The organism is candidate division KSB1 bacterium (genome assembly GCA_034506395.1).
In the GTDB taxonomy this organism is placed as follows: Bacteria; Zhuqueibacterota; Zhuqueibacteria; order Thermofontimicrobiales; family Thermofontimicrobiaceae; genus Thermofontimicrobium.
Map to the genome: position 1 here is coordinate 161,471 of JAPDPQ010000011.1, position 6,933 is coordinate 168,403.

Below are 6,933 nucleotides of genomic sequence, written 5' to 3' on the forward strand. Positions count from 1 at the left end.
TTGGCAATGAACAATCAAAGCCATAAAAAATCCCAGTTCCAATCTAAAGAGGTAAAGCATTCTTTCACTGGTAACCAATTAACCCCATCTGCGGTACTTTCTCCAATCATGAAATATATCAATAAATTAAAATTAGGTTTAAGTCTCAATCATTTATTTCCCACCCTGATGCACAATGCCACCAAATTTACCACGGTTCAAATTCTGCTGTCAGTGGTGTTAGCATCATTTGCTGGTATCAATCGGCTGAAACGGTTTGCGGCTTTTACTCATGACGCCCTGGTCAAGGTGCTGTTGGATTTAGAGACAGGATTGAACAAAGATGTGATTAGCACCCGCCTCAAAGCGTTAGGTCAAGCTGGCGCCATTTTGCTTCAGGAACATTTGTTTAAGTTAACAACCCGCTGGTTGACCAAGAGCCAATTGGAAAGCATTACCCTGGATGCTGATTCCACTGTTAAAACGGTGTATGGTAATCAACAAGGCGCTGAAAAGGGCTATAACCATAAAAAGCCGGGAGCTAACAGTTATCATCCGATGTTAGCCTTTGTCAGTCAACTGAAGCTGGTCGTTAATAGTTGGTTTCGTTGTGGTTCGGCTTACACCTCCAATGGCATTTGTGAATTTATTAATCAGACCCAAGCCCTGCTACCGTCGAATATCAAGCAGGTATTTTTCCGCGCCGACAGCCGATTTTTTAATGGTGCCTTATTTGATTTATTAGAAAGTTTTCATTGGACGTATTTAATCAAAGTTAAGTTGAAAAATTTACAATCGTTGTTAGCAAGTCAAAACTGGTATCCTTTACCAGGCCATCCTGATCTGGCCATTTGTGAATTCCAATATCAAGGGAAATCTTGGACCAAGAAGCGAACCTTAAAAGCCATTCGCATCATCACCGAGTGGGTACCAGCCGATTTCATGGGCATCAGGCAATGGATTCCCAAATATGAATATGCCTGTCATTGCAGCAACTTAACAGTTGACGTACTTGAGTTGCATGAATTATATAAACACCGTTCCACCAGTGAAACCTGGATCGAGCAGGTTAAAAATCAACTGTTAGCTGGGGGGACTTTAACCGATGATTTTCATGCCAACGACATCTTATGGCAGTTGAATGTATTGGCGTACAATTTATCGGTCATGATGCGCTATAAAGTGAAACAACTTTGGCGACAAGAGCATGCCACCTTTCGAGATTGGTTCATCAATCTGCCTGCCAAATTGGTGCATGGTGGTCGTCAAATCAGCTTGAAAATTTATCAGAATTATTACTATAAAAATAGATGGATTGAATTGGATCGAATGTTACAGTTGTCCTAATAGCTAAAAAAAATAAAATAAGTTGACCCTCAGGAATTTAATCCTAATAAGAGGTGTACGCATCAGCGTCAAAATTTAAGCTATTTCTAGCATAAAAATCAGAAAAATCTAATAAATTCGCCTTAAAATTTAGCAATCAGAACTTGAATTCAAGAACCAATAGCCAAAATCAAGTTTTTTTTTATTGGTCTAAATTTTCATTTTAGAAATCTAGGTTGAATTTAGCAATTTCTCGAAGGCAAAAAAGCTGCTCGCTGGTGTATTTTCGATCAAGAGCCTTCCATAGGCAACCATGATCGAATATGCAACAAGGCTTTTACGACTTATCAAATTTTATGATTTCGGATAAACATCAAAGCCCATCACTTGAAAATGCTCGTCCATTGAACATACTTTTTGAATAGCATACTCTCGCATCAAAACAAAAGACGTACAATCTGTAAAGCTAAAGTGATGATCCTGATATTTTTTCATCAACGCCCATGCTGCAAGATCAATTTCCTGCGTAACACGAATAATACTACAAATTTCTTCATTCCAGAGTGAATCAATAAATGGACTAAATTTCTCGAAGGGAATCTTTCGAAATCTAAAGAGAGTTATCAATTCATCAACAACATAATTTGAGGTCACAAAGCGCTCATCTTGACTCTTTAAAATATTTACAACTTTTTTATGCTCGGCATCGCTTCTATCGACGAAGGCATAAAGAGCACCTGTATCAATGAAAAAGTTGTTAGCGCTCATAAATGATTTTATCCACACTTTTAGAAGTATCCATGAATCCCGATTCTATTATTCCTTGAAATTTAAAAAATCGACGTTTTTGTTCTTTGATCGAATTTGAATTATTATGGGATAATAAATAAACCAGGACTTTAACTTTCTGGTTATTAAATTTTTGCAATCCATCAAAGGAAATAGACCCATCTTTGATGGTGGTGATGGCCTTCAAAGCTTCCATACTAATCCTCGCCATATTAAGTTCATGAAATTGAAATCGTTCTACATTGAGTTATATCTGGATTAATAATAAAAATAATTTAAGAATTTGTCAAGACAAATTTTGTAGATGAAGCCAATCGATAATGTTTTTTTTTGGTATCAGTTGGTTTCATATCTCGATTGGGCATTTAAATATGGTATTATCACTAGAGAAATTTATGAATTGAAGCCGCCGCTCTTATCCCTTCCGCCACGGCCTGCACCGCCGTCGTTCCGCCATTGATGATATCACCACCAGCAAAGACTTTTTCAATGGAGGTCTGGAAATGCTCATCTACTTTGATCCAGCCATTAGTATCCAATTCCAGAGTCCCCAGTGCTTTTTTCGTCTCATCATCGATCCGCTGACCAATGGCTTCGATGACGTGATCGACGGGGAAAATGTATTCGCTATTGGGAATGATAGCGGGGCGGCGGCGGCCGCTGGCATCGAGTTCGCCCAATTCGGTGCGAGCAATTTTTATTCCCTTCAGATGGCCATTATCTGTCACATAATCCAATGGCTGGGAGAGAATCAGAAAATGGATGCCTTGTTCCAGCGCCGCATCCCGTTCCTTTTTCCAGGCAGGCATTTCATTGAACGAGCGGCGATAGATAATATAGACATCTCGTGCACCTGCTTGTTTGGCGACCACAGCAGCATCGATGGCTGTATTGCCGCCACCCAGGACTGCTACTTTTTTGCCGACCGATAAATCAGATTTGGTCTTAATGCGCTTCAAAAAAGAGAGGGCATCCTCTACACCATTGGGTCGATTGGTGGCTGAGGGCAAATTCATGGAGGCAGAGAGGCCGAAGCCGAGGAACACCGCATCGAATTTATTTCGGATGGATGCCAAGTTATTGGTCTCGTTTAATGGAAAGCTGGTATGCAGCACCAACCTTTTTTTATCTTTAGCCTCAAGAAATAAATTATTCGCTTCCTCGAACACGATCTGCGCATCAATGCGCTGAAATGGGATGGTCGTTCCAGGAATGCCGCCGATGACGCTGGCTTTTTCGAATATTTCGACCTGATGCCCCAATTGCAGCAATTTGGCAGCGCAGGCGATTCCCGCAGGCCCAGCACCGATGACCGCCACTTTTTTGCCCGAAGGTTTTTCTGGAATCCTGATCGTCGTCAATCCCAGCTCCCTCGCCTGACGGGCAATGGCTCGCTGAATTTCAGCAATCATGACTGGCGCATCTTTCATGATATTTTCCAGACAAGCGCCCTGGCATTGGACTTCGGTGGGACAGATCAAGGCGCACATCTCGGGAAACACATTTTTCTCCGATAGGATCGAATAGGCTTTTTCGATATCGCCTTCGGCGTAGGCTTTGATAAAGCCAGGCACATCCAATCCCGCAGGACAGGCGAGCTGGCACATCGGCGAGTCGCAATCCCGACAGCGCTCAGCTTCCCGTTTCAAAGTATCGGCAGCACGCCGACGGGCTTTTTTGTATTCCGCAGCATAAATTTCTTTGTCTCGAATCACGCAGCCCGTGCGGCCGCCATCCCGCATGATTTGCGAGCAGGCGGAACACGTAACGCAAACCTTATGCGGATCCATCGCCCCCCTTTCCATCAAATCCTTGACCGAATCGGGATAGGCGAATGCTCCTCTCCCCTGTCCTACTAAAGTTGCCCTGCCCTGTTGAATGATGGCCGCCGCCACATTTGGAAAGAAATGTCGCAGCCAGGAATATCCAGTTCCCACCACAGGCAGCTCAGGAAATTCCTGCTGAATCTCTCCGATGATATTCAGCAATCGCACCACACCGACCAGCGGATGCTCATCTGGCGGATTGATGCCCACCACAGGAAAATCGTACGGCCGACCGAAATGGGGATTGAAATACGGATTGCCGATGGTGAGATTGATGATCGGATAACCAATCTTGATTAGCTCTCGGATCAGTGCCTTTGGCTCGCTAAGATCGGGTTTCATATAATCCTTTTGATCGACACCAAAGCCGTACGGGTATTGAATGGCATCGTACACATTGAGTCGGCTGGTGACAAAAATTCCCTTTACATTTTCCTTAATTTTAAGAGCCGTTTCCAGCAGAAATCGAGTGCGGTTTTCAAACGGGCCGCCGTACTTGCTATTTTCTCTGGTGAAGGATGCCAGCAGTTCGGAGACGAGATAGCGGTGACAGGCTTTGATATCCACACCATCGAATCCTGCCTCGGCCGCCAGTTGAGCCGATTGGACATAAATCTCTTGCAAATGGTCCAATTCCTCATCGCTGATCAGCGGATAATCGGGCGGAAGGTTATGCAGTGGATCCAGAATTTTGCTGTGATGAGCGATGATAGGTTTGGGCTTCCCGAATGGTTTAGAATAGCGGCCCGAGTGTGTCAATTGCAAAATGAGAAGCGGATTGTGATCGCTGCCGAAGTTTTGCTGCGCTGTTTTCCGAGTTTCATCCACCAATTTTTTATATTGATCGACATTTTGTTTGTGGATATAAAGCTGTCGGGGATTGGAGCGGGCTTCGGGCAGAACCGCCGTAGCCTCGAACCAGAGAAGTCCGCTGCCGCCCGAAGCAAATCTGCGATAACGGCGAAAGGATAGCTCCCCAGGCGCACCATCTGGCTCCGAATCGAATCCCTCCATGGGATGAACGGCAAGGCGATTGGAAATTTGCTTGCCTGCGATGGTTACTTTTTCAAAAAGAATTTGAATGTTATCAGAGAAAGGTAAATTCAAGCCCAATTCTTCGGCTTTTTTTAATAAGGCATCTTTGTCTTTAAATTTGAATCTCGCATGTTGGGACATATTCATTCCTTCACTTTGTTCACATCATTTTAGCAATACCATTCTGTCAAAATCTTTTTAATGTTTTGCAGTCCATTTCTCATCCTCCGTTCGCAATGCCTCGGCCACTCGGGTCTCGGCAAAACCGCAATCTCGCCCGCCTCAAGCTTCTTCTTGCTTTTCTCCGCCAGCTTCAATAGCCGACTCATTTCCAGCACGGTTAAATCGGGAAATTTGGATAGAAATGTGGGATCGAAAATGGGGATGTCGAAGCTGCCGCCGTGATCTTCGATGGATAAATTCACTTCTCGATCCAAAGTCGCCAGCCGTTTCAATATTTTTTCCCAATCAACAACGCCCGTTCCCACCTCGCAGGTCATGGAGACGAAGCCCTGCTCGTTCAAAAAAATTGCCCCGTCCTTGCAATGCGTGGCAATTACCCAGGGCAGAATCCGTTCGGTTCCCATGACAGGATCTTCCAGCATGGTCAACAGGTTCATCGTGTCCAGACAGACGCCGAGGTAATCGCCTGGCTCGGCTTCGCACATATCGAATAGTTTGATTAGCTCAAACGTGGTGAACTCGAAATGCAATTCGATGCCCAAGATAACATTGAAATCTCTCAGCATCTGTCGCTGGGTTTTTAGACTTTTTGCCATCTCCCGCAGCAGAGTTTCGGTCTGGGGCGAATTGTCCTGCCATCGCATTAGTCCGCCCGAGCAGGAACGAACCACGGACACGCCCAGCGTATTGGCTTCTTCCGCCACCTTGCGATTGATCTTTTCCAAATCGATCCGCTCCCAGGTGGTCGTGTTAAACGGAATGTGCTGAAATCCGCCCCATTCGAGATAGAGATTTTTCTCTCTGGCATATTGAGCCAGGTCTTTCAGGAATGGCTTGTCGATCACCTGCCCTTCTTTCAAATTCAATTCCGTGAAGTGAACGCCATCAGCGTCGTTTCCCTTCGCCCAATCCAGCACTTCAAAAGGCGATAATTGCAAAGGCCTGATGCTATAGCTATCGATGCCGACTTTGAATTTTTTCATTTACCTTCTTCCTTGGTTTAAATTTTGGTCTCAGAAATGAAAGATCTAAGATTTAAATTTTTCTGTACCCTTTCAGTTCTGAATCCATTCTTTAATCCAATTGCCGTTTTATTCAGCCGCATTAATATAAAAATTTAAAATCAAAATGCTACTAAATTTTTTAATCAAAGAAAGCATTCCTAAACCTCGGAGGTTTAGGAATGCTGGTCTAAATTTTTTAATCATCAAGAGAACATTCCTAAACCTCGAAGGTTTAGGAATGCTGATCTTTATCAGAAAAAAATGATTGACATCAATCAAATAAAATGATATATTACGATGTAAACGTTTACAGTCATCAAGATTCATTCGCCAAAAGGGCTCATCAGATGAACAAATGTCGTTCTCACCGTCTCCCAATTTTCATCTGTTTGCTTCTTTTTTGTCAACTGATTAGCTGTCATCGAAATCTATCCGACCAAACCGAAATCACCTTCTGGGCCATGGGTGCCGAGGGCGAACATGTCCAGCCATTGATCCGCCAGTTCGAAGCCCAGCATCCCGACATCAAAGTGAAGGTTCAATCCATCCCCTGGGGGGCAGCGCATGAGAAATTGCTCACGGCCGTAGCGGGACAATCCACGCCCGACATCTGCCAGTTGGGCAATACCTGGATCCCCGAGTTTCAGGCGATCGGCTCGCTGCTGGAATTGGATTCGCTGATCGCTCATTCCAACATCGTTGATAAAGAAAGCTATTTCGAAGGTATATGGAATACGAATGTGATTGGTCGCTCAACTTACGGCATCCCCTGGTACGTGGACACTCGATTG

6 protein-coding genes are annotated in these 6,933 nt (G+C 44.2%); 2 read left to right on the forward strand and 4 right to left on the reverse strand.

Annotation, left to right across the window (positions count from 1 at the left end; translation table 11 throughout):
* Window positions 1-6: 6 nt before the first annotated feature.
* Window positions 7-1,326, forward strand: a complete 1,320-nt coding sequence (locus ONB37_09510) for an IS1380 family transposase (GenBank protein MDZ7400387.1) — start codon at window positions 7-9, stop codon at window positions 1,324-1,326.
* 333 nt (window positions 1,327-1,659) lie between these two features.
* Here the strand turns inward: ONB37_09510 and ONB37_09515 are convergent, their stop codons facing one another.
* The 4 genes from ONB37_09515 to ONB37_09530 all read right to left on the reverse strand — a co-directional run bounded on the left by ONB37_09515 (window position 1,660) and on the right by ONB37_09530 (window position 6,121).
* A complete protein-coding gene (locus ONB37_09515) occupies window positions 1,660-2,073 on the reverse strand; it encodes a PIN domain-containing protein (GenBank protein MDZ7400388.1) in 414 nt (137 codons plus the stop codon).
* A complete protein-coding gene (locus ONB37_09520; protein MDZ7400389.1) occupies window positions 2,063-2,290 on the reverse strand; it encodes a hypothetical protein in 228 nt (75 codons plus the stop codon). Before ONB37_09520 ends, ONB37_09515 begins: the two co-directional genes overlap by 11 nt.
* 187 nt (window positions 2,291-2,477) lie before the next feature.
* Window positions 2,478-5,096 (reverse strand): FAD-dependent oxidoreductase, encoded by a 2,619-nt coding sequence (locus ONB37_09525; protein MDZ7400390.1) that lies wholly within the window; start codon window positions 5,094-5,096, stop codon window positions 2,478-2,480.
* 29 nt (window positions 5,097-5,125) lie between these two features.
* The gene (locus ONB37_09530; GenBank protein MDZ7400391.1) at window positions 5,126-6,121 is read right to left on the reverse strand and encodes a sugar phosphate isomerase/epimerase; all 996 of its coding nucleotides are present in this window, start codon (window positions 6,119-6,121) and stop codon (window positions 5,126-5,128) included.
* 368 nt (window positions 6,122-6,489) lie between these two features.
* Here ONB37_09530 and ONB37_09535 point away from each other — a divergent pair.
* On the forward strand, window positions 6,490-6,933 hold a 444-nt coding region (locus tag ONB37_09535), incomplete at its 3' end, for an extracellular solute-binding protein (protein ID MDZ7400392.1).

What these genes read in the sequence shown, in the direction of transcription:
- ONB37_09510 (MDZ7400387.1), top strand. Translation starts at nt 7, where the DNA reads ATGAACAATCAAAGCCATAAAAAATCCCAGTTCCAATCTAAAGAGGTA.
- ONB37_09515 (MDZ7400388.1), bottom strand. Translation starts at nt 2,073, where the DNA reads ATGAGCGCTAACAACTTTTTCATTGATACAGGTGCTCTTTATGCCTTC.
- ONB37_09520 (MDZ7400389.1), bottom strand. Translation starts at nt 2,290, where the DNA reads ATGGAAGCTTTGAAGGCCATCACCACCATCAAAGATGGGTCTATTTCC.
- ONB37_09525 (MDZ7400390.1), bottom strand. Translation starts at nt 5,096, where the DNA reads ATGTCCCAACATGCGAGATTCAAATTTAAAGACAAAGATGCCTTATTA.
- ONB37_09530 (MDZ7400391.1), bottom strand. Translation starts at nt 6,121, where the DNA reads ATGAAAAAATTCAAAGTCGGCATCGATAGCTATAGCATCAGGCCTTTG.